The organism is Anaerocolumna cellulosilytica (assembly GCF_014218335.1).
Classification (GTDB): domain Bacteria; phylum Bacillota; class Clostridia; order Lachnospirales; family Lachnospiraceae; genus Anaerocolumna; species Anaerocolumna cellulosilytica.
Genome location: NZ_AP023367.1, coordinates 358,057 through 379,600, shown reverse-complemented (window position 1 = coordinate 379,600; position 21,544 = coordinate 358,057). Strand labels below are relative to the sequence as shown.

Annotated in this window: 17 protein-coding genes and 1 riboswitch; of the genes, 8 read left to right on the top strand and 9 right to left on the bottom strand. The window is 36.7% G+C overall.

All coding sequences use genetic code 11. From position 1 onward, the window contains the following. Nucleotides 1-14: 14 nt before the first annotated feature. Complete coding sequence (locus acsn021_RS01650) at nucleotides 15-2,429, top strand: PEP/pyruvate-binding domain-containing protein (RefSeq protein ID WP_184094510.1); 2,415 nt, start codon at nucleotides 15-17, stop codon at nucleotides 2,427-2,429. Here the strand turns inward: acsn021_RS01650 and acsn021_RS01645 are convergent. Next, on the bottom strand, nucleotides 2,426-2,770 hold the full coding sequence (locus acsn021_RS01645) for a phenylpyruvate tautomerase MIF-related protein (RefSeq protein ID WP_184094508.1): 345 nt from the start codon (nucleotides 2,768-2,770) through the stop codon (nucleotides 2,426-2,428). The two genes, acsn021_RS01650 and acsn021_RS01645, sit on opposite strands and share 4 nt — an antisense overlap. A 300-nt stretch (nucleotides 2,771-3,070) precedes the next feature. Here acsn021_RS01645 and acsn021_RS01640 point away from each other — a divergent pair, with 300 nt between their 5' ends. From acsn021_RS01640 to acsn021_RS01625, 4 genes are all read left to right on the top strand, one after another. Next, entirely contained in the window at nucleotides 3,071-4,522 is a 1,452-nt protein-coding gene (locus tag acsn021_RS01640) for a glycoside hydrolase family 26 protein (protein ID WP_184094506.1), read from the top strand. 540 nt (nucleotides 4,523-5,062) lie between these two features. Continuing rightward, nucleotides 5,063-6,178, top strand: coding sequence for an RNA polymerase sigma factor RpoD (rpoD, locus tag acsn021_RS01635; RefSeq protein WP_184094504.1), 1,116 nt, complete (start codon nucleotides 5,063-5,065; stop codon nucleotides 6,176-6,178). Between the two features lie 141 nt (nucleotides 6,179-6,319). Then, nucleotides 6,320-7,036 carry a lysophospholipid acyltransferase family protein gene (locus acsn021_RS01630; RefSeq protein ID WP_184094502.1) on the top strand — a complete coding sequence of 239 codons (717 nt, stop codon included), beginning with the start codon at nucleotides 6,320-6,322 and terminating at the stop codon, nucleotides 7,034-7,036. Between the two features lie 321 nt (nucleotides 7,037-7,357). After that, the gene (locus acsn021_RS01625) at nucleotides 7,358-9,529 is read left to right on the top strand and encodes an alpha-galactosidase (protein ID WP_184094500.1); all 2,172 of its coding nucleotides are present in this window, start codon (nucleotides 7,358-7,360) and stop codon (nucleotides 9,527-9,529) included. A gap of 107 nt (nucleotides 9,530-9,636) precedes the next feature. Here the strand turns inward: acsn021_RS01625 and acsn021_RS01620 are convergent, their stop codons facing one another. The 6 genes from acsn021_RS01620 to acsn021_RS01595 all read right to left on the bottom strand — a co-directional run bounded on the left by acsn021_RS01620 (nucleotide 9,637) and on the right by acsn021_RS01595 (nucleotide 14,556). Beyond that, entirely contained in the window at nucleotides 9,637-10,233 is a 597-nt protein-coding gene (locus acsn021_RS01620; protein ID WP_184094498.1) for a manganese catalase family protein, read from the bottom strand. Between the two features lies 1 nt (nucleotide 10,234). Continuing rightward, complete coding sequence (locus acsn021_RS01615; RefSeq protein WP_184094496.1) at nucleotides 10,235-10,492, bottom strand: spore coat protein CotJB; 258 nt, start codon at nucleotides 10,490-10,492, stop codon at nucleotides 10,235-10,237. Next, nucleotides 10,492-10,788 (bottom strand): spore coat associated protein CotJA, encoded by a 297-nt coding sequence (locus acsn021_RS01610; RefSeq protein ID WP_243167945.1) that lies wholly within the window; start codon nucleotides 10,786-10,788, stop codon nucleotides 10,492-10,494. Before acsn021_RS01610 ends, acsn021_RS01615 begins: the two co-directional genes overlap by 1 nt. Nucleotides 10,789-10,915: 127 nt before the next feature. Beyond that, nucleotides 10,916-11,890 carry a cysteine peptidase family C39 domain-containing protein gene (locus tag acsn021_RS01605; RefSeq protein WP_184094494.1) on the bottom strand — a complete coding sequence of 325 codons (975 nt, stop codon included), beginning with the start codon at nucleotides 11,888-11,890 and terminating at the stop codon, nucleotides 10,916-10,918. Nucleotides 11,891-12,206: 316 nt separating this feature from the next. Continuing rightward, complete coding sequence (locus acsn021_RS01600; RefSeq protein ID WP_184094492.1) at nucleotides 12,207-13,109, bottom strand: tocopherol cyclase family protein; 903 nt, start codon at nucleotides 13,107-13,109, stop codon at nucleotides 12,207-12,209. After that, the gene (locus acsn021_RS01595) at nucleotides 13,096-14,556 is read right to left on the bottom strand and encodes an FAD-dependent oxidoreductase (RefSeq protein WP_330601808.1); all 1,461 of its coding nucleotides are present in this window, start codon (nucleotides 14,554-14,556) and stop codon (nucleotides 13,096-13,098) included. The genes acsn021_RS01600 and acsn021_RS01595 overlap by 14 nt, the downstream gene beginning before the upstream one ends. Nucleotides 14,557-14,779: 223 nt before the next feature. Here acsn021_RS01595 and acsn021_RS01590 point away from each other — a divergent pair, with 223 nt between their 5' ends. Next, complete coding sequence (locus acsn021_RS01590) at nucleotides 14,780-15,535, top strand: sulfite exporter TauE/SafE family protein (protein WP_184094490.1); 756 nt, start codon at nucleotides 14,780-14,782, stop codon at nucleotides 15,533-15,535. A gap of 286 nt (nucleotides 15,536-15,821) precedes the next feature. Here the strand turns inward: acsn021_RS01590 and acsn021_RS01585 are convergent, their stop codons facing one another. Beyond that, complete coding sequence (locus acsn021_RS01585) at nucleotides 15,822-16,685, bottom strand: YitT family protein (RefSeq protein WP_184094488.1); 864 nt, start codon at nucleotides 16,683-16,685, stop codon at nucleotides 15,822-15,824. A 232-nt stretch (nucleotides 16,686-16,917) separates the two neighbouring features. Then, nucleotides 16,918-18,624 carry a putative bifunctional diguanylate cyclase/phosphodiesterase gene (locus acsn021_RS01580; protein WP_184094486.1) on the bottom strand — a complete coding sequence of 569 codons (1,707 nt, stop codon included), beginning with the start codon at nucleotides 18,622-18,624 and terminating at the stop codon, nucleotides 16,918-16,920. Nucleotides 18,625-18,694: 70 nt separating this feature from the next. Next, a riboswitch (cyclic di-GMP riboswitch) is annotated at nucleotides 18,695-18,778 on the bottom strand. Nucleotides 18,779-19,285: 507 nt separating this feature from the next. Between acsn021_RS01580 and acsn021_RS01575 the strand changes: the two genes are divergently transcribed. Continuing rightward, complete coding sequence (locus tag acsn021_RS01575) at nucleotides 19,286-20,230, top strand: helix-turn-helix transcriptional regulator (RefSeq protein ID WP_184094484.1); 945 nt, start codon at nucleotides 19,286-19,288, stop codon at nucleotides 20,228-20,230. 229 nt (nucleotides 20,231-20,459) lie between these two features. Continuing rightward, complete coding sequence (locus tag acsn021_RS01570) at nucleotides 20,460-21,401, top strand: helix-turn-helix domain-containing protein (RefSeq protein ID WP_184094482.1); 942 nt, start codon at nucleotides 20,460-20,462, stop codon at nucleotides 21,399-21,401. Nucleotides 21,402-21,544: the final 143 nt, after the last annotated feature.

Sequence of the window (21,544 nt, the reverse complement as noted above, 5' to 3'; positions counted from 1 at the left end):
AGGAGGTCTTATCTATGAAATACATCAGAAATTTTCAAGAAGTAAGGAAAGAGGATGTTTCTGACGTTGGAGGAAAAGGTGCAAATTTGGGTGAACTGTTTCACGCCGGCCTGCCTGTCCCCGATGGATTTTGTATTATGGGAAATGCGTTTGATGAATATATGCATCGAAATGACTTTGATACACAGTCATTAAACCACAGTGACAAACTTAGTGACTCCGTAGCCTCAGGGCAGTTTTGGGCGGAACTGGAACAGGAAATTACAGAATGTTACACTGCTCTTGGGCAGAATATAAGAGTTGCTGTTCGCTCCTCAGCCACTGCGGAAGACTTGCCGGAAGCCAGTTTTGCAGGACAGCAGGAAACATATCTTAACGTTGTCGGCAAAGAGCAGCTTATCACCGCAATCAAGAAGTGCTTCGCATCCTTGTATTCGGTGCGTGCCGTTACCTATCGAAAACAGGCAAACTTTGATACAATCAAAGTGTCCTTAGCAGTGGTTATACAAAAAATGATTGAGAGTGAGGTTTCAGGCGTTCTTTTTACTGCTGACCCGGTCAGTCAAAATGCAGAACAAATGATGCTCAATGCCTCATGGGGACTAGGTGAAGCAATTGTCTCCGGAAGAGTTACACCGGATATTTATATAATTAGTAAGGCGAAAAAGTGTATTGTAGATAGAAAGTTAGGTGATAAGGATATACTTATCTGTTATGATACAACAGGCGTTGAAGAGAGAAAAACGCAGGCAGAGCAAAGAAATCAATTTTGCCTGACAGACGAACAGGCTCTTGCACTTTTTGAAATGGGACGAAAGGTAGAACAGCATTATGGAAGTCCTCAGGATATTGAATGGGCTATTTCTAAAGGCAAGCTATATATATTACAGTCTCGTCCTATTACAACTTTACACAAAACAAATGATATTCAACAAAAGCTGAATGCTTCTCAGAAGGCGGTTTTAAATAATTGGATTGAACATTGCCCTATCCCTCTTTATCCTCTGGATGTAAATCCATGTATATTAGTAGAACAAGCAAAATCAAAAGTGTTTCACGACTTAGGTATTTCAATCGGCGGCGAATTAAGTATGGATGAAAAAGGTGTACTCTTTTTCACAGCAGGTACACTGCACATCTCCCCCCGCATTATTAAAATTCCCTTTATTCTTTCCCAATTTACAAACTATGAAGTTAATTCATCCAACACAAATTGTGCGTTTTCCAGAATCAAAAAAGAACTACATAAGAAATCAATGTCTGATGTCTCCCACCTGTCAGTTCATGCATTGCTACAAGATTTAAGAGAGCTTATGAATGTATCAGAAGAGATTGCATACATACGTTTTCGCTACAATATTTTTCCTTCTGTTGCTATATCCAAGCTGCTTTATCCAGCCTTACACCGTGTAGATACTAGTATTAATGAATATGATTTACTAAGCGACTTGCCCTATAAGACATGGAAAATGAATGTTGCACTCAGACAGCTTGCGGGTTATATAAATAATCACAATGAATTAGAAAATACAATTATGGGACTTAAGGCAGCAGACAATAGTACCCTAACAGACCTTCAAAACAACCATCCTGAGTTCTCTGACCGGTTGCAGGATTTTCTCAATGAATTCGGTTGGAAATCGAGTAGCAGCTATTCTGCCTTTAGCTCTGTATCATGGTTTGAAGATATGACTTCTCTGCTGCCTTTAATAAAAGTCCTGTTACAGTCTGATAAAAAGACCACCTCGAATAACAAGTATCAGACAATCCATGCAAAAATTATTAAGAGTTTCTCTGCCAAAAAAGCTTCTAAGGTAATTAAAAGGATTGAGGAAATACGCGGGTATCATGTAAACCGGGAAGAAAGCCTGTACCTGATTGAAATGTGTTATGGTCTGGCACGCAGAATTGTATTCGAGCTAAATCTCCGCTTTCCTGAACTATTTGAACAACCAAAGGACATTCTTTTTCTTTCATTAGAGGAGGTCTATAATCTATCTGGTACTATTGAAGACTATAAAAGAAAAATTGCAACAAGAAAGGCAAACCGCCCTCAAAACGTAAGATTGTGGAACAGCCTTTCACTTGGCGGAAAATTGAATGACCAAAATACACTGACAGGTATATCCGGTAATCGAGGACTTTGTAGAGGAAAAGTCAAAAAAATTCTAACGTTTCAGGAATTTGATAAAATGCAGCCCGGTGACATTCTGGTGTGCCGTTATACCGATCCGTCATGGACGCCATTGTTTGTCTTAGCGTCCGCTGTCGTATCCGATACCGGCGGTCCCTTATCCCATAGCGCTATCGTAGCAAGAGAGTATAATATTCCTGCTGTTTTAGGCTGTGGCAACGCAACCGATGCATTACATGACGGAGAGGAAATTCTAGTGAACGGAGATAAAGGTACTGTTCAGATTTTATCTTAAAAGTTATTGCCGTTATAGCCCCAATTGCTAACCTCTTCGTACTTAACATAAACCTTATCCGGTGCCAGTTCCAGTTCTTCCTTTAAAATATCGGTAATGGCGGCCGTCAGCTTATCATATGCACTGCTTGAAGCGCTTCCAAATAATTTAACCTCAACAAATGCTATACCGCTGTCAGACTTACCCTGAAAATACATGGAAGCGTTGTCTTCAAAAGATAACATGAGCCAGTGTTCACTCTTACCTGGAATCAACTCAATTGCTTTTCCAAGCTTTTCCTTAATGGTGGTTTCTTTTTCTTTTGTTATAACTATATTGGTTTTCGTGCTAATATAAGGCATGGCTTAACCTCCTCTGATAGATATCTTACAAAATGTATACATTCTTTTCCTTTTTAGGATAATGATTACTAAAAAATTTGTCAAGTAGAATGTGGCACAATATACCTTTCTGAACCCGTTTTTGGTGACTTTGACTGCTTCCATCATAAAAATAGTAGTATCACAATTAACTATACCTACTTAAAGGTATATCCAGATACCACATTCACATGAAAATATACTACATTGTAAATATTTGTTCCCTCATGCTATACTGTGTAAAAGTAATAAAATACCAAAGGAGTATCAAAGGAGAGACGCATGAATAATGTATTAAAAGCTTACAACCTGCATATGGGACCAGCTAAATGTGCAGTTGATTTAGGTGATGGCAGCGAACGGGGTTTATATGTGAATCAGGATTACATACTTCATAAATTGGGACGCCCCCATAGAGCAATTAATTTGATGTTTTGCTATTACCCTCTGGACGAGGGTTTTCCTGAAAGAGCCAGTATTGCCCATAAAAGTGATAAAGTAACCTTTGCCTGGGGTTATCCATATGATGATTATTTTCCCTACAAAGGAGGCCTGCACGGTACCCTTGACGATGAACCCTTTACCTTAATGAGAGACGTCAGACGTCACGGACAGGATGTATTACTTACCCTTACCATTGACCCCCATGTCTCCGATGAGCATTTAATTGCCATTGCCAAGGATTTAACTACCTTTGGACGTGTGTTATTCCGTATTAACCATGAGGCAACCGGTAATTGGTTTTCGTTTAACAAACGTTGTACTTATCAGGAAGTGGCTGACTTCTATGTCCGTTTTCATAATATCGTAAAAGAATATGCACCCAATGTAAGCACCATTCTTTGCCTGGACGGAGTAACAAGTTTTACAGAAGACGAAATAGAAAAAGAAGAAGAATTCAAAGAAGCTGTAAAAGTTACCGATATCTGGTCTGTTGACAAATACATGGCACTGCATTGGGGCTGGCCTTATGATGTTGCTGAAAAGGGCGGTACCAGCCATAAGAGAGATACCGTAGAGCAGACCTATCGGTTGACCAAGAAAAGCTATGAACGTTATAAATTCCTTAATAACGGCGAATCAAAGCCTATGGTAATGTCAGAATTGAATGCGGATGGTGATGTTACGGGGCCTTATGATCAGGCAGATATGGTAAAAGAATTCTGTAATATGTTAAAAACCGAATCCTCCGATTGGTTCAGCGGCTTCACTTTCTACCAGTTCAGAGATGACGGAAGGCTTGGACTTGAGATTACAGATCCTAACAACAAAGATGTAGGTATTGAACAGCCTGTTTTAAAAACTTATAAAGAAATTATTCATGATGATTACTTTAGCCCTGTTATGACCCAGACAGAAGAGATTTCCTTACCGGTTACTTTGCGCTGGGGCGGTTCAGAAGATGCCACCGGTCTTTCGATACCTCTTCATTTTGCTGAGAATCCAGTGTTTCTGGAAGTGCGTTTTGAGGATGAAATCAAAGATTTGAATTTAATGATGGAAATCAACGGTAAGTGGTTTTATAAAGCCCCCGGTGTTACGGTTGTTGATATGATATCTGCTTTCTTTGAGAAACCTCTGAATAAAGCCTGTGACATGACGCTTAAGCTTTTTGCACCTCCTGCCTCCGGTGAAAATGATTCCTCTCAGGGAAAGGACTGGGCGATTAATTATTATACAACCATTCCTAAACTGCCCCAGGTACGCTTACGTTTTGCACCCATCGAACCCTAATTGACAGTGTTGTTTTAATCCAATAATACCCCATGACTTTTCCACCATGTGCCATGTGAAAGTCATGGGGATACTTATATTCAAAAATGGTATCCTATATAATATATGTTACTATGGATATTTTGCAAGCTTTAAACATATTTTATTCTAAAGATACTTAAACAATAATGATTCGAAAATACGAAAACGTCTATTCGCAACCGCATAGACAATTGCAAATTACTAATTTATAATTCTTATTTTGATGATTTTGCCTACATCCTTATACTATTCTAAGAATTTCACAATTTACTAACACTAAATAGAAAGAAGCGAAATATGTCTGGCGAAAACCGTCGAAAATAAAAAATTATCTTTTCTTCTCGGACAGCCTGTGCTATAATGATATTTGGTGATAATATTGTCCCAAGAAACTTATTTACTAAATATTTTGCATGAAATGTCCCCTGATTCCTCATACTATACATGCAGGGACACTTGTTTTGTAAATAGTTTCTTTTTTTATTGTAGATTAAGCAACAAGACCCATGGAGGAATATAATGAGCGAAGTAGCACAAAAATTTGAAGAAAAACTAAAAGAACTGTTGTCTTATGCCAATGACAATAAGGGTGTTGTCGATGTAGGAAAGGTGAATGATTTTTTCAAAGAATTAAACCTGGATGTCAGACAAATTGATAAAATATATGAGTACCTGGAAGCACATAATATTGTCATTCTAAATCCTATTGAAGAGGATGAACCGGATGATGAAATTATTCTGGAATTAGAAGACAGTGATGAAGCGGCTTTACTCGACATTGATGATTTTTCTATGGTTGGTGCCATGTCCGATGACCCGGTTAAACTTTATCTAAAAGAAATCGGAAGCTATCCTCTATTGTCGGTCGCAGAAGAAATTGAATTAGCAAAAAAAATTGAAGAAGGTGACGCCCACGCAAAACAAGTACTGGCAGAATCAAACTTAAGACTGGTTGTCAGTATCGCAAAACGTTATGTGGGTAGAGGTTTGTCCTTCCTTGATTTAATTCAAGAAGGTAATTTAGGTCTGATAAAGGCCGTTGACAAATTCGATTATAATAAAGGTTACAAGTTCAGTACCTATGCTACCTGGTGGATTAGACAAGCGATAACAAGATCTATTGCAGACCAATCCCGTACGATTCGTATTCCGGTACATATGTCTGAAGTTATTAATAAGACTTATCGTGTATCCCGGAGCCTTTTACAGGAACTAGGCCGTGAACCCTCCGAGCAGGAAATTGCGGATGCTATGAAACTTCCTATTGAAAAGGTAAGAGAAATACTAAAAGTATCTGCTGACCCAATCTCTCTAGATACTCCTATTGGCGAGGAAGATGACAGCCATTTAGGTGATTTTATAAAGGATGATTCCATTATGGGTCCCGAAGATGCAGCCTCTTATTCTGTATTGCAGGATCAGATATCCAAATTATTGGAAACTCTGACAGAAAGAGAGCAACGTGTCTTAATCCTTCGTTTCGGTTTAAAGGACGGAAGAACCAGAACATTAGAAGAAGTTGGTAAGGAATTTAATGTTACCAGAGAAAGAATCAGACAGATTGAAGCGAAAGCTTTAAGAAAATTAAGACATCCAAGTAGAGCCCGCATGTTAAAAGGCTATGACCTCATGTAAATCACAATTTGTATAAGTTACTGCTAAGGATTAAACACTCATGCAAAAAATAACTACTGGTGCGGTAATGCAGGCACTAGCACAAATAAGCATTACGAGTGTAAAATATATATATGCTATTACACACAGATGGGAGTCTATATGGAACGTATTATATTAATGGTAATTCGAAGTATCTTCCAGTTACCCTACTGGTCTTATAAAATTAATAAATACTGCAAAACAGATGAATATGATGAAACCACAAGATATGCTCTGCTGCGTCATATAACCAGACTTGCTAATAAACGTGGCAGGGTTGATATAAAGTGCCATGGTCTTGAGAATCTTCCTAAAGAGAATGGTTATGTTATATACGGTAACCATCAGGGACTATTCGATGCACTGATTTTATTAGAAACCCATGAACGTCCTTTCGCTACGGTTTCTAAAAAAGAAGTGGAAAACCTGTTCTTTATCAGTAAAGTATTTAAACTGCTTCAGTCTAAATTTATAGACCGGGAAGACGTAAGACAATCTATGAAGATACTTATAGAAGTTACAAAGGAAGTAAAGGAAGGCAGAAATTATCTTATATTTCCGGAAGGTACCCGTTCAAGAAATGGTAATAAAATTCAGGAATTTAAGGGAGGAAGCTTTAAATGTGCAATGAATGCCAAAAGCCCTATTGTTCCCATTGCCATCATTGATTCCTATAAAGCCTTTGATACCCACTCCATAGCTAAATTAACCGTTCAGATACATTATTTAGAACCACTATATTACGAGGATTACAAAGACATGAAATCCAATGAAATTGCTGAATATGTAGCAGAAAGTATCCGCAAGACCATTGAAGAATATGAAGACCGTTACTAATTCCCTAAAATGCATAGTAAAAAAGAATGAAATTGAGTGCGTATCATCCATTTCGTTCTTTTTTTATTATAACTGTTTGTACAATTGCTTTACTTATACCGCCTGAATTGATATATAACTCTCTCCCCCTCCATTTTTCAATGCAAGCTTCCTAGTACATTCCACTTTTCTCCATTATTATTTACTATAGTGATTGACTGTTTTCTCTATTTCTTATATAGTAAAAATTGGGTATATTTAAAAAGATGAAATTGATAAATTTCACTAAATTTACTTACAAAGCAGTAAAATTTACCACAGAACAGAAAATGGGAGGTATATATGGGAATTATTTATATGGAAGAACAAAAACTTTTTCATCTGCAAACCAGTGAAAGCAGTTATATCCTACAGGTTTTAGATTGTGGATATCTGGCTCATTTGTATTGGGGGAAACCAATTAAAACCTTTAAAACCGGACATGCACTTTGCAAAGAAAGCTTTGTTAATTTAGATGTCCTGCCACAAGAATATTCTGTTTATGGAACCGGCGATTTGCGAACCCCTTCCGTAGAGGTTTTACAAAAAAACGGCTCAACTACTAGTGAACTAAAGTATAGTCTTCACCGCATCATGAAAGGCAAACCGGCTCTTTCTGGTCTTCCTGCTTCTTATGCAGAATCAGAGGAAGAGGCCACTACTCTTGAAATTACTTTAAGAGATGCCGTTTCAGGTCTTGAAGTGATACTAGCCTATACCGTATTCGAAACATATCCAGTCATAACCAGATCCGTTCGACTTACTAATACCAGAGAGGACAAACAGAACTTAAAGCTACTTAGGGCATTAAGTCTATGCATAGACTTTGATACCTCTGATTATGAACTACTCCAGTTATCCGGAGCCTGGGGCAGAGAAAAATACATCTGCCGCCGCCCTCTGGTACCCGGTCTTCAAGGGGTAGATAGCAAAAGAGGTTTCAGCAGTCATCAGCAAAATCCTTTTATTGCACTTTTAAATAAGCATACTACAGAAAATCAGGGGGATGTTTACGCCTTTAACCTCGCTTATAGCGGTAACTTTTTGGCTGAGGTCGAGGTTGATCAGTTCTTATCCGCAAGGGTACAGATGGGAATTCAACCATTTGATTTCTCCTGGAGCTTAGATTGGAATCAAACCTTTCAAACCCCGGAAGTAATTCTTGTCTTCTCTGATAAGGGGCTTGGGAAGATGTCGCGGATTTACCATAAGTTCTACCGGGATAGATTGTGTAAAGGCACCTATAAAAATCTAGAAAGACCTATTTTAATCAACAATTGGGAAGCTACTTATTTTCAGTTTAATGAAGAAAAGATAGAGCAGATAGCAACTGCCGGCAAAGAACTAGGAATGGAATTGTTTGTTCTTGATGACGGATGGTTTGGAAAAAGAGATTCTGATAATAGCTCACTTGGAGATTGGGTGGTTGATAAGAATAAGCTTCCCCATGGCCTTGATACGCTAGCTGGTAACATTACAAGTAAAAGAATTCGCTTCGGTTTATGGATTGAGCCGGAGATGATATCTCCGGACAGCGATTTATACCGGGCACATCCCGATTGGTGCCTTCATGTCCCGGACAGAACTCCTCTCTCCACACCTTTCCAAAGGAATCAGTTGGTTCTGGACTTAAGCAGAGAGGATGTGTGTAATGAGATTATAGATAGGATATCTCATATTCTCACTTCTGCTCCCATCTCCTATGTAAAATGGGATATGAACCGGAGTTTTTCCGATATGGGGTCTGCTTTACTGCCTGAAACAAGACAAAGAGAAATTACCCATCGCTACATGCTTGGGCTGTATCACATCCTTGATGTCATTACAACAAGGTTTCCAGATGTACTGTTCGAAAGCTGTGCCTCCGGTGGCGGCAGATATGACCCTGGTATGTTATACTATATGCCGCAAACCTGGACTAGTGATGATACCGATGCCATGGAACGATTAAAAATACAATATGGTACCAGTCTTGTGTATCCTGCCGTTACTATGGGCTCCCATATTTCAGCTTCTCCCAATCATCAGGTTGGCAGAAGTACAAGTCTGATGACCAGAGGAAATGTAGCTATGGCAGGGAATTTTGGATATGAGCTGGATTTAACCGAACTATCAGATGAGGAAAAGGCTTTGGTAAAAGAACAAGTGGCTTTTTATAAGACCATTCGTCATGTTATACAGTTTGGCAATCAGTATCGTCTGTTAAGCCCTTTTGAAGGCAATGATACTGCATGGATATATGTGAATGAAGCACAAACCGAAGCGGTTGCATTTTATTACCGTGTACTGGCTACACCTAATATGCCTCACAAAAAAATTAGACTTATGGGCTTGCACCCAGATTATCAGTACCGTGTGAATGATACCGGTGTAATACTTGGAGGTGATGAATTAATGAATAGCGGAATCCTGCCGGAAGGACTCCGTGGTGATTTTGCCAGCTGCTGTCTGAAATTGTCTGCTATCCAAGAATAAAAAGAAATAATCTTAAAAACCGTACTGAAGGCTGTTAAGGAGCCAGTACGGTTTTTTGCTTCTGAATGTATAAATTAATCACATGGGAAAATCAATGCAATTTTAATCTATTTATCAAATTCCGGGTTAAAGGCATAGAAGTTTTTGGAGTCCAAATGATCCTGAACGATTCTAAGACTTTCACCGAATCTTTGATAATGGGCAATCTCTCTGGCCCTTAAGAAACGAATAGGATCAGCTACATCTGGATCTTTTACCATACGAAGAATGTTGTCATAGGTGGTTCTTGCTTTCTGCTCTGCTGCCATATCTTCGTGTAGGTCTGTAATAGGGTCGCCTTTTGACTGGAAGAAGGTAGAAGTAAACGGTGTACCGCTGGCTGCCTGTGGCCATAACCCAAGCGTATGGTCAACAAAATAGGTTTCAAAGCCCTGCGCTTTGATCTCATCAATTGTAAGATTTTTTGTTAACTGATAGATAATAGCACTTACGATTTCCATATGAGCTAATTCTTCCGTACCAATATCAGTTAGTATCGCCGTTACTTCTTTATAAGGCATGGTATACCTTTGAGAAAGATAGCGCATGGAGGCTGCCAGTTCACCGTCTGGACCACCGAATTGGCTCATTATGAATTTTGCAGTTTTTGCATTGGTATTCTTGATATTTACCGGATACTGTAATCTCTTTTCATAAGTCCACATATTAGCACACTCCTTCCCATGGCCATGGTTCTTCTATCCAGGTCCATTCTTTTGAGGCTTCCACGTCATAAGCTGTAATAGGACCATAGCAGTCTCTATATTCCTTCATGGCTTCTTTTCGTATCTGCCTGTATTTCTGATAATATTCCAGAGCTTCCCTATCACAAGGATGTGTGTCAAGGTATAACTTTACATCGTCAATTGCGAAACTAGCTTCAGTGATAATACACATTAATTGATCACGACTCTTATTTGCCATTACCTGTCACCCCTCATTCCACACATATTCCTGTCTCCATAAAAGGGCAAATCCAATTCTTCAAAAATAGTCCCTCTTGCTAAACCTACAGAGGCATCGTAAACCTTACGCCATTTTTGAAACGGTACATAGGCCATGGCCAATGGTAATTTATCAACACAACTAGCAAACATATCTTTTTCGCAACAGTCTTCCTTACCTGTATCCATAACCGGAGTACATCCACATGGTTGATTATTATAATTTCCCATACCACGGTTACCGCGGTTATACATCGGACGTCTGTAGTTATCCATTTCGTAAATCTCCTTATTATCTTTATGCTTTATAGTATGAGATTTAAATTTTTAGGTGACTGCCTCAGTAAAAAAAGACACATACTACAATACTTCACAGCATAGTATATGTGTCAATTTTATACTTTTATCTAATACTGGATAATTCCTTCATCATATTTATAGCTGCTTCTTCTTCCTCGTCTGCCAGCTCATTAATAATTTTTGATATTTTGATATTATTACAAGAATAATCTCCTTTTATATATGACTTATAAAACAATCCTTTAATAATCTTCCACTTATCAATAAATATATTAAAAGAGTTAACATTACTGTCCAAACAAATTTCATTATATTTATAATTTATATATTTTAGAGACTTTTGAAAATGAATCCTTGCACGTACTATATTTCGAATTGCTCTTACAATAATCCCATCTCCACCATCAAATTCGTCAATGTCATCAGATAATATTTCATTTTCTTTTATATATCTACTGAATTCTCTCATAGAATTAAACATGTTAAAATCTATATTTTTAAGTATCTTACAAATATCTTCAAATGAATATTGTGGCTCGCTTATCTTAAAATGTCCAATTCCACCTGCATATCCCTCATTAAGCTCTTTAAGAGTTAATAGTCCTCCTGCAATTGGTTCTTGTAAATATGGTCGAGTATCGTTGCAGTAATAGCCTTCATTTTTACTTTTCCCTACTACTAGAATAATATGCCTAGAGTGGATATTTCCATAAAACCCATTAAGCCATGGCAAATTATATGTATCAACAGGCAATAATACTGGTAATCTTTTATCCAATATACTATCTAATGCACTCTCTAATTCAACCAGTGGAATATCAATAAAATCTATATGTATACCGTGAAATTTTTCAATCAAATAATTAGTCTCTAGTAAGTTATCAAAATACAATCGAGGAGCAATTACTCCTCTTTCCCATATTCCTTCTCCTTTAGTACTCTCCTCTTTAAAAAGAAACTTCCAATTATCTAAATACATTAATTCATAGCCAATACCTTTCCATTTTCCTACTGATTCAAGCTGTACATCATAACAACTAGTCATCCCATCATCCTTGACTGGAGTAATGTCTAACATAAGTTACCTCCCAACGTTGTAATAAAATTTAATATTCTATAAATATAAAAATACTAACCTCTCCAGTCATTCGCAAATTTTGTTACATAATCATTCATTTTTTACAATTTATTAACTGGAATACTTTCTCCAATTTCATTATATTAAGTGAATCGATGTATTTCAAGTGCAATTTTTACATATTATTTCATTTTTTTACAAGATACTCATGCAAACTTTTTATACTACCTACTAGGCAGAATCACCCGCCTGGTAGGTAGTATAAAATTAAAACATGTACTCATTAAATTAGTACAACAATACACAAAAAAATTTATTATTCCACATATTCATAGCTTACATAGTTACTGAACAAATCAAACGTAAGCTTTCCCTTTTTGAATAACAAAAATCTTCCTTGCAGCAAATGCTCTTCCTTAATATACCGGTTCATTAAGCCATTTAAAGGAGCTAACAGACTATGTGAAAAATTAAGCTTTTTATCCTCTTGCCTAGCTTGAGTTTGACTCTGCTCTGATAAATATACCTTCAACCTGTAATTCCCCTGACTTAAAACAATGGCTTTGGGGCAGCTACAGATAACTCTTGTTCCCAGATACGTGGCAAAACGATACTCTTTACCCTTATAGTGAATAACACAGATACAGCCCTTAAAACTAAGCCCCAGAAATGGAATATGAGCAACAGAAATCATAATAGAAGCCTCATTTTCTTCAAATCGGTTGCATTGCAGCCACAAATAATCCTTAGGAAAAGAACAGCCGCTGTCTCCCTCAATATAGCCTTGTCCCCCATTAAAAACAAGCACTCTGCCATTAATCATTATTTTTCCCTGCAAGGCATGGGACATACTAATTACTTCATGCTTACATTCCATCATGGGCAAATACTGAAACGGCCCCATGATTGTGTAACGTATAGGGTTTAGACATCCATAGCGGATTATCCCTTTTAACGTGATATCTTTAGACTGAATATCTACCCGGACACCCTGTTTGGAAAACACATTGTTTCCAATAGATATTCTTTTATGGTATTTATCCACTTTGTATTCTTCTTCATTAAAATCTAGTGAGTAAGAATCCTCATTCCAAATTATTTGTAAAAATACCCTGCTTTTTCCCGTCTCATCTACACTCTTCCCGGGTATAAAGGCTAAAACCGTATCGTTATTTTGATGCTTAAAATACCAGCCTTCAAAGGTTTTATGCCTCCTCATAATGAATATCCTCCAAAGCCGGGTTATCAATTAATTCACCCGTGTAAGAAAATCGAGAGCCATGGCAGGGGCAGTCCCAAGTGAGTTCTTCTGCATTCCATGCAAGCTGACACCCTAAATGAGTACAGGTTATAGAAACACAATGAGTCTTACCGTCTTTTTCTTTATATACCCCCATCTTCTGTCCGTCCTCTTCAATAATCCCCCCCTGTCCATTACTAATTGTGTCCAGATGTTTTTTTACAGGCTTTAACTTATCAATCAGAAGCCCTGAGGCTACATGTCTGGTTTCATCAAGTAGACTAACCATAGAAGCACTTACCTGAAATCTGTGAGGGGTGTACAAATCCTCATAGGGGTTCTTAACGCCTGTAATCATATCACTTAGAATTCCTGCGGAAACCATAGAGCCGGTCATACCCCATTTTTTGAATCCGGTAGCAACATATAGATTAGGCGTTGATGGAGAATATTTCCCAATATAAGGTACACTGTCAATCGTATGACAATCCTGGGCTGACCATCTGCATACCAACTCATGCTCCGGATAGTATTTTGCCGCTGCCTCCTTTAACATACCGTAGCCGGTACCGGGTGTATTCTCACCGGTACGGTGACCTCCGCCTCCGAGAATAAGCATATTCTTATGGGTTCGAAAAGACAGACCTTCCATGCTTTCATCACGATACATGCCATCCAAGGATGGGGTGTTTTTCAGGGCCATAACATAAGACCGTTCTTGATGCATGCGAAGAAAATAGTAGCCCGGTGTATTAATGAAGGGGTAATGGCTGGCTACTACTATATGCTCTGCTCTTACTCTTCCCTGCTCCGTTAAGATAATTGAATCATCAATAGCCTTTGCCTGGGTATGCTCATAGATTGTCAGGGGGTTAATAATTTCCTTTAGGAACTCTAAGGGTTGGAATTGTGCCTGCTTCTCGAACTTTACTGCACCTTTCACGTCAAAGGGCAAGGCTGTGTTCACTGTAAACGTTGCAGAAATCCCACAGTTTACGGCAGCATCTACTTCTTTTTCAATTACTCTGCTATCCTTTAGGGAATACAGATACGAAGGCTTCTTTTCAAAATGACAATCGATCCCCCTCTCTTTAATTATGGCTTCATACCGTTTAATCGCCTCCTCATTGGCATTCGCATATAATGCTGCTTTTTCTGCTCCAAAGTTTTGTATCAGATTATCATATATCAATCCATGCTGAGAAGTAATCTTGGCAGTAGTATTTTGGGTCTGCCCACTAGTTATGGTCTGCGCTTCCAGCACCACCGTTTTTAGTCCTTTTTGCTGTAAGAAAAATGCTGTCAGCAAACCAGCCATTCCACCGCCTATAATGGCAACATCAACCGATATATCTCCTCTTAACGGTTCTCTTTCCTCAAAGGTCTGCTCTTTTTTCCATATGGATTCCATTCTATTATTCGGCATATATGAATTGTATCTCCCTTCTGTTCATGTTAAATGGCATTATAAGCATATGTTTACCAATTAAAGATAAACATAAACAGAATCGATGATTTTTATTGAAATCAAAGGCATTTCATAATTTACTTTATCATGGTGCTAAGAAACATCATTGACAGCATCAAATAAACTACGTATACTTAACATCAATTGAGAACTTTAGAAATTATAAGAAAATGGAGACACTATGGAACTAACCGTATATTTTATCGTCTGCCCTTTGGTATTTTTAGCCGGATTGGTGGATTCCATTGCCGGTGGCGGCGGACTTATATCACTTCCTGCTTATTTTTTAGCAGGTATTCCCCCGCATCTTTCCATCGGAACGAACAAGTTATCCTCTAGTATCGGCACTGCTATCTCAACCTTTCGTTTCTGCCGTAACAAATCAGTGAACTGGGGATTGGCAGTTCCATCCATCTTACTTGCGCTCACTGGCTCGGCACTGGGTGCAAAGCTTGCCCTGCTGGTTGATGAGGATATAATGAAAAATATTCTACTGGTAGTATTGCCAATCGTTGCTTTTTACATATTTAGAAACAAAAACCTGAATACAGATGAGGTTATAACACCTTTACCAAGAAAAAAACTATTTGTTATTATAAGTCTGGTGTCCCTTGGGGTGGCGACTTATGATGGGTTTTACGGGCCTGGTACCGGTACTTTTTTACTTCTTCTATACACAGGACTTGGGAAAATGGATATCCGAATTGCCTCTGGTAATACCAAACTGGTTAATCTTTCATCTAATATAGCTGCTCTGGTAACATTTCTTATCAATGGCAAAATCCTTCTTCCACTCGGACTTACTGCTGCTCTGTTCAGCATTGCCGGACATTCTATCGGTTCTGGTTTAGTATTAAAGAATGGTTATAAAATTGTAAAGCCACTTATACTGGTGGTTCTGGTTTTATTATTTATATCCCTTATAAAACCAGAATGAAGTAACCTCATTCCCAGAGCGGTATAAAACGATAATTGTAACTCCCTAACTGCACTTGAAGCTTCCTCAGATTTCTACCGTTATAACCTATGAACAATCTGGTAATTGTGTAGAGGTTTCATATATAAAAAGAACCACCATGCAATGAACGATTACGTGAACTGCATGGTGGTTCTTACTATATATGATTTTATTTCCTTCAATTACTTGGTGTTGCTATAACATCTATACCAATATCTTTCATTATATCTGGTACTCTATTATATCTTTTTCAAACTGTATATTATTATGCTCGGAAGCCTCGTCCTACAATTTCACTGGTGTTTGTGATTAGAATAAATGCATCCGGTTCTTCCTGTTTAATAAATCTTCTTAACTGCACCGCCTGACTACGGTTTAAAACGGTTAAAATAACCTTTCTTTCCTTCTCAGAAAAGGCACCTTTGGCATCGCAAATCGTTGCACTGCGGTGTAGTGTCTTGCAGATATAACTGCTGATAGGTTTTGGATTCTCGCAAATAATCGTAAAATATTTGTGAAGGTTCAGATTCTCTATTACGGTGTCTACTAACGTTGATTTTAATATAAGACCAAGTAGTGACAAAAGCCCTGTCTGAACATCAAATATTAAGAAAGCAAACAGCGTTAACAGCAAATCAGAATAAAATAAGGAACGTCCAATATCTATATTGGTATATTTCTTTAATATTAGAGCAATAATATCTGTCCCTCCCGTAGACGAGCCAATATTAAAAAGAATCGCTGCTCCAACCGCCGGCAGGATAACTGCAAAAGCCAGCTCTAGTACAGGTTCATTGGTAAACGGACCATGCATTGGAAAGATATATTCTAAGAAACTAAGGGAGCCTGACATTAAGATACTTCCATAAGCGGTTCGATTACCAAAGCTTCTGCCTAACACGAAATATCCTACTACCAGTAATGCCAGATTAATAATTAAAACAAGAGTTCCTGAGCTAATTGCAGGTCCTATAACCTGACTCAATAATACTGCCAGACCGGTTACACCGCCTATGGAAAAGTTATTCGGAAACTTAAAAAAGTAAACACCGATAACCACCAACTCTACGCCTAACGTAATCAATAAGTATTCTTTCAATTTCGTCGATAATGTATTCTGGGTTTCCACAAAAACCTCCTTAAAGTATGTTCAATTTCTATCCTTCCATAGTATGATAGTACGGCGTCTAAAAGTCAAGTATCACTTTTTAGTTTATCCTGATTTCTCATAATTTAACAATTAAAAAATGTTTTTGACTTCAATGCATATACTTTTAGGCAACTGCCCAAGAAAAAAAGACACATACTACAATGCAGCATAGCATCGTATACGTGTCCGAAGATTGTTATTTATACATTCCTTAATGAAATGCGTATTGTTCAAACTTATTCACTGGTAAAGGTTTTGAATAGTAATATCCCTGAACCGTTTCACAGCCGGCATGATACAGAAATTCTGCCTGTACAAAGCTTTCCACACCCTCTGCGACTACATCTATGTTTAACTTTTTTGCCATTGCAATGGTATATCTGATAACTGTTTTACCTTTTTCTGTTGCCACAATTTCGTTCAGAAATCCCCGGTCTATTTTAATAACATCCACCGGAATATCCTTAAGCATATTCAAGGAAGAATATCCTGAACCAAAGTCATCCATAGCTAGAATAAAGCCCTCTTTTTTCAAAGAGTGTACCAGATAATTCAACTCTCTTGCATTGTTAAAAAACGCAGTTTCCGTAAGTTCCAGTTCTATATATTTACGCGGTACATTATATTTTTCCGCCAACATAATAAAACGTTCCAATAGATTGGAATTATATAAATGAATCCGTGACACATTAACGGAAATAGGAACAACCGGATAGCCCTCATCTATCCAGCTCCTGATTGTCGCAAAAGCCTTTTCCCATATCAGGTAATCAAGCTTTACAATAAATCCGTTGTTTTCGAAGAGAGGTATAAATCGCTCCGGAGAAATAATTCCCTTAGTCGGATGAATCCATCTGACCAAAGCTTCAGCACCTACCACATCGGTGGAAGCAATGGACACTTGCGGTTGGAGGTACATCTCGAATTCACCATGCTCAAGGGCATAATTCATCTCGTTCTCAATATCCTTGTCTTCTATGCTCCTTTTCCTTAATGTATCGTCATAAAAAGATAACAAATGCAGTACGTTACCTTTCACGGATTTCTTTGCCAGACTTGCGCGGTCACAATAAGTTGCTACCGCCGTTTTAGGGTCGTCCACTTTGCAGACACCAAAAGACAAACCAATCTCATGCTCTAGCGGATACTTTAAAGCTTCTTCTGAAAAAGTACTGGCAATATAACCGAATTCGGAATCCTTATTATAAGACATTAAGATTGCAAAGGTATCTGCATACATCCTGCAAAATATATTCGGTCTTACAATCAGGTTTCTTAATATGTTTGCTATGTATCGTAATACTCCGTCTCCCTCATGGGCTCCAAATAAATCATTGATTATTCTGAACTTATCAATGTCAAACACTAAGACAGCATAATTCTTATCACGATTTTTCTGAATGATTAACTCAGCATCAGAGGTAAACTTTTTAAAATTCGGAAGATTTGTCAAAGCGTCTAAGTCAGTTTTAACTATTGCTTCAATATGAGCTTCCATCTCCGTGCTGACATCCTGGGCGGTTCCCAACACCCGGATTAGCTTTCCATTGTCATCGTAAAAATTCTTACGATTGCTGCGAATCCACGCATATCTTCCCCTTGGAATTCGTCTTCTATAAGTTATGGTATCAGAAGGCAGTCCTTGTTTCCCACGCCTTAGATAACCTTTGTATTTGCTGACATCCCCTGGATGAATATATTTAAGGTCAAGCATTTGCTTTAAGATATCCTTTTTGTTATATTCGATTCCTGTCAGCTTTAAAAAGTTGTCCGAAACGTATAGTTCTTCATCTTCTAAATTCAAGTCAAAGATGATTAGATTTGTCTGCTCAATAATTGTGTCAAAACGTTCACAAATTTTACCGAGTGCATTATAATCCTTCGTATTGATTGCAGAACTGCCTTCTCCTTCGTACATAACTAACCTCACTTTTCACAACCTGTACAGAAATTACTAGCTCCTTCAGTACAAGAATCTGACATAACCATATAGCAACTGGCTGCCTTACCGTATTGGTTTAGACCCTATAGCTTTGCGTCACTGCTTTTCAACAGCTTTGCTAGTATCCTTTGGACTACTTATGGTAAAATTTTATGTAAACTCCCCTCAAAGTTTTAATAAAATTTTATTATTAAATTTACCGGAAACCCTAACTAAGAGTTACTATGTACACCCCTTGACTCAGGCTTCTAAGCGAGCAAAAGATATGAATTCCCGTTCCTTATATGGACATGTCTGTTGTACTTTGATGTGCTAGAAAATTCTGTAAAGTATTTGTTATAACATATTTGAAACTAGTACTTTATTATGTTATAATATGTTATCGATACTCAAACATCCATTTTCCCCCATCATTTGCAGTTGTAAATATCCCATCTGAAGTGGTGTTTAGTGAAAATAATGGTGAAACACTTGAGATTGTAGTAATAATAAAAAGTAAAGCTAGATAATAACGAAATTTAACAATAAATTTCTTCAACTACATGCCCTCTTCTTTCAAATTTGTATTTAAATTATAGCACCCTTTTTCTAATCAATAAATGGACGCTTGCGTCCATTCAAGTTAGGTGGTATGGCAATGAACAACGAATATTTTGGAAAATTTCTACAAGAATTAAGAATATCACGAAATATGACCAGAGAACAATTAGCAAAAGACATATGTACTCCAAAACAAATCTATCGAATTGAAAAAGGAGTCTATGAGCCATCTTTATATTTAATAAATCAGCTATCAATAAAATTTAATATGGATTTAAACGAATATTTCAAAACTTATTTCGCAAATAATTCCATCATTGGTTTAGAGGGTGTCAATGCAATCAACGCAGCTATTGAAAGAGAAGATGTGCAATTGCTTAAGTCTCTTATTGATAAATATGAAAAACTAGAAGATTTCAAAAAAGGCGAAAACCTACAGTGCATCTGCTATGGAAATGCCTTATGCTCGGCCTTAATAGAAAAAGATTATAAAACTTCATTGGAATACTGTTATAAAGGTATTCAGATAGAATGTCCAAATTTTAGTGTAGATAATATAAGTAAATTTACTTATTCAAATGTTGGTATAACGCTTATAACTTGTATTAGTCAGAATTATTTTGCTATGAACCAATTCACTGTTGGAATGAATGTACTTTTTGGGTTACTGGAAGTTTTGGAAACGTATATACTTAATGCCCCTTACCCGATGTTTCAAGCTCCTCAATTCTCTAAGAAAATTTACCAAGGGGTTCTTTATAATATCAGTGCACATTTATTGAATAAAGGTGATTTAGAAGATGCACTTCATTATGTTGAGAAAGGCCTTCAGTTCTCAATAAAAGAATATAATTTACGCTTTCTGCCCGATTTAACTTATATGAAATTTAAAATTTTATACAAAGAACAAAATTACTCTGAAGCAAAAGAATACTATAACCGAACCGTCTATCTTTATAAAATAACAAACAAGGACGATAAATTAACTGAATTGGAAGAATCAGCTGGAATAGAATATCCTGAAATTTTCACTGAGAACTAACTATTTATGAACCGCCGCTTAGATTTCATACTAAGCGGTTTTTATACTATTTAGGCTTCTCAAACGTGCTTATTATTCTAACAATTTTCAGTAGTTACTTATTAGTAATCCTAGAATAGGCAGTAATATAAATAAAGTATGGACATCTATGTCCACTTGTAAATTTCTTGAATTAGTTTAAAATAATATTTAGTATATTATTTCCAAAGAAGTCATTAGGGGGTATATGATGAATTACGAACACTTTGGAGCTTTTCTTCAAGACTTGAGAACGCAACATAATTTATCAAGAGAAAAACTCGCTGAAAATATTTGTACTTCTAAGCAAATCTACAGAATAGAAAAGGGATTATCAGAACCTTCTCTTTTTTTATTAATCCAATTGTCCATTAAGTTCAATATGGATTTAAATGAATATTTTAAAATGTATTTTACTAGTAATTCAATTATTGGATTAGAAGGTATTAATGCAATAAATTCTGCTATTGAAAATGGTGATTTGCAATTACTTAATACATTAATAGAAAAATATGAAAAGCTTGAAGATTTTAAAAAAGGCGAAAATCTACAGCATATACTTTATGGAAAAGCACTATACTTTGCATTGTTTAATGAGGATTACAAAACTTCTTTAGAATATTGCTTTAAGGGATTATATGTAGAAAATCCAAATTTCAACATAAATAATTTTTCTAATATAATGTATTCGAACATAGGTATAGTACTATTAAATTGTACAAGCCAAAATTACTTTGCATTAAATGAGTATGAAAAAGGGACTAAAATACTTATGGAACTACTAATCATGTTAGAACGATACGTACTAAATTCTCCATTTCCTATGTTTCAAGCTTCTCAATTTTCTAAAAAAATTTATCAAGTAGTATTATGCAATTTAAGTGCTCATTTATTAACCTGTGATGAAGTAGAGAAAGCACTTATATATGTAAATAAGGGGATACAATTCTCAATAATGGAAAATAATATGAGTTACCTACCTGACTTATTTTATATGAAGTTCAGAATTCTTTATCATCAAGAAAACTATGAGAAAGCTAAAGAATATTATAACAGAACTCTTTACTTATATAAAATAACAAACAAAGATAACAAGTTAACAGAAACAGAAAAAGTAGTGAAATCTGATTATTCTAAAATCTTCACTGAGTAGTTATTATTAAATAATACAACCGCTTAGATTTATCTACTCTAAGCGGTAATTTTATTCAATCTTTCTGTCCTTATATTACTCCACTAATCCAGCTAAGTAAATGGACATCCATGTCCACTTGTAAATTTCTTAAATTAGTTTAA